Origin of the sequence: Anabaena sp. UHCC 0451, assembly GCF_034931405.1 — a bacterium.
Classification (GTDB): Bacteria; Cyanobacteriota; Cyanobacteriia; order Cyanobacteriales; family Nostocaceae; genus RDYJ01.
This window is the reverse complement of the sequence record NZ_JAYGHA010000026.1, coordinates 1-765: the sequence shown is the minus strand read 5'-3', so window position 1 is coordinate 765 and position 765 is coordinate 1. Positions and strand designations below refer to the sequence as shown.

Sequence of the window (765 nt, the reverse complement as noted above, 5' to 3'; positions counted from 1 at the left end):
GATTTTTTCAAAATTCAAATATGAGTCCTATAGTTTAACAAATAACTGGAAAATTTCGCAGTTTTGATTAAAGAAAATTAAACAGATAACCAATGCTAATAATCCCCATAGTCATCAAACTAATAAATACTAATAACAATTGGGGTCGCAGTACCTTTTTGAGAATGACCATCTCAGGAAATGATAAAGCTGTAACCGCCATTGTAAAAGATAGCACTGTTCCCAAGGGCATTCCTTTGTTAACTAAGGCTTCCGTAATGGGCAAAACTCCAGCCACATTAGCATAAAGAGGAACACCCAGAATGACAGCAATAGGAACAGCTAAAGGGTTATTTGCACCAGCCCAACGGGTGATAAATTCTGTGGGAACATAACCATGAATACCCGCACCAACACCGATACCAATAACTACATATATCCAAACAGATTTAAAAATCTCGCTAGATTGAAATTGTCCTTGTTTGAATCTATCACCCCATGTTAATTTAGTGATTTGCAAATCATCATCTTCATTATTTGGTTGTTCACTTTTAGCTTTTTGGAGTTCCCAAACAAAAGGTTCTACCCATTTTTCTAGTTTTAGCAAACCAATAATATAACCTGCGGCGATCGCTAATCCCACACCAAAAGCAACATACAACAATGTCACCCTAAACCCAAATAAACCCCACAGTAAAACCACAGCTACTTCATTCACCATTGGGGCAGAAATTAGATAGGAAAAAGTTACTCCTAAAGGTACGCCAGCTTCTAAAAATCCAATAA

The 765-nt window shown here is 36.7% G+C and carries 1 protein-coding gene; it reads right to left on the bottom strand.

Going from position 1 to position 765, the window contains the following annotated elements; all coding sequences use genetic code 11:
- Positions 1–67 precede the first annotated feature (67 nt).
- Positions 68–765 (bottom strand): permease (locus VB694_RS17740; RefSeq protein ID WP_323361658.1); only part of this gene is annotated, 698 nt, incomplete at its 5' end.